2 protein-coding genes are annotated in these 1,656 nt (G+C 56.8%); both read right to left on the bottom strand.

Annotated features, from left to right (window positions below):
- Nucleotides 1–48 precede the first annotated feature (48 nt).
- Nucleotides 49–483: a hypothetical protein gene (locus HMPREF0721_RS11140; protein ID WP_006599898.1), complete on the bottom strand. Its 435-nt coding sequence runs from the start codon at nucleotides 481–483 to the stop codon at nucleotides 49–51.
- Nucleotides 484–608: 125 nt separating this feature from the next.
- The coding region (locus HMPREF0721_RS11145; protein WP_050787040.1) for a peptidoglycan DD-metalloendopeptidase family protein at nucleotides 609–1,656 on the bottom strand (1,048 nt) is incomplete at its 5' end.

The following is a 1,656-nucleotide window of genomic DNA, read 5'->3' on the forward strand; positions in this document are numbered from 1 at the left end:
CAAAAAACGCGCCCACTTTGAAAGGTGGGCGCGTTTTGCGCTGTCGTTTTAACGCGATTGCAGATCTTCCGCCCGAAACACCAGTCCCTGGCAAAAGCGCAGATTGTCCGACGACGGCTGATTGTCTCGGATTTCAAAAGTCGCGTGGGGAATCTCGGTCCGATAAGACCAAACGTAGGGCCCTTTGCACCAGCAGACCTGCACCGCTTTGGCGCGGGCCCGGGCCCGACGACTGTGCACGCAATCGCAGGGACAATCCTCGAACAGGCCGTCTTCCCCGTCGAGATAAAGCGTCCCGCCGTCTTTGGTCTCGCAAGCGGCCTCGATGGCGCCGGTGATCACAGTGGTATCGTCGGACTGACCGAAAACTATCACCAAACCGGCGTCGGCCGCGGCCTGCTTTTCCGCGTCGGTAATCTCCTGTTTATATTCCCGGCCGTTCAGCGCCGCCGCTGCGCTCTTCACGGATCTAAAAGCGGTCATTGGATTTTTCCTCCCTGTTTTTCGATCATCTTGCTTTTTATATTTTAACAGATCACGCCGCAAATTGCATCCGCGCGCACTAAAAAACAGCTCTGCGCTGTGCAAAGCTGTTGGATTTCCCGCCTTTAATTGCCCCGTCCCTTCCCCTGGAAGTTCAGCGCCGGGAAATACGTCCGAGCATCAACCTGTTTGCCGTTGAGAAACCAGTCGAGGTGAAGGTGCGGGCCTGTGGAGTGCCCGGTGGAGCCGCTGAGCGCAATCACATCGCCCTTCTTCACCTGTTGGCCCCGGGTCACCTTGATCTGGCTCAAATGGCCGTAGCCGGTGCCGTAGGTATCATGGGTCTTCGCGTCTGTGCCGTGGTCGATGGCCACATAATTGCCGTAGCCGCTGGCTTCCCCGGCAAAAACCACCAATCCATCCGCCGCGGCCAACATCGGCGTACCGGTGGGCACCGAAACATCCACGCCTTTGTGGTCGGTCGAGCCCACCCCGCCGGGGGAGCTGCGACGGCCGAAACCGCTGCTGATATAAAGGGCGTTTCTTTGATTCGTCGCAACGGGCCACATATAATCGTTTTTCCAGGTGCCGCTCCCAAAACTCAAGTGCATCGAATTGCCCGCTGCGCTTTCTGCGTTAAATTCGCCCGCAAGCTTTTTATACTGGGCTTCCTGCGCTTTTTTGATCGCCTCGAGTTTTCCCTTGGCCGCTTCCTGTGCTTTTCTGTTCGCCTCCAACCGGCGCACCGCATCCCGATCCGCCCGCATAATGTTTTTCACTTCGCCGATCCGCGAAAGCATTCCCGGGATGTCGTCGCTCGAAAAAAAGATTTCCAAATAGCCATCGTTGCCCATCATATACATCGCGCGGGCCCGAGAACGCAATAAATCCATCTGCTTAACGCGATCCGCCTCCAGCTGCTTAATCTGGCGGTTGGCTTCTGCGAGTTGGGCATCGGTCTTCTGCATTTGCGCCTGTACGTTATCCAGCTGCTCCTGGGTGGCTGCCTGCACCGGCGCCATCCACCCCCAAAGCCGAGGCCGATCGCCAATGCCGCCCCCGCAGCAATTCCCTGCAGCCAGAATTTTTTTAAACGATGCGTATTGATAATCTTCCCCTCTTTCTAATTCCCGAATGAACCGATTGCCGCTTTTCAGGCGTCCAGGAATTTGC

The organism is Pseudoramibacter alactolyticus ATCC 23263 (genome assembly GCF_000185505.1).
GTDB lineage: Bacteria > Bacillota > Clostridia > Eubacteriales > Eubacteriaceae > Pseudoramibacter > Pseudoramibacter alactolyticus.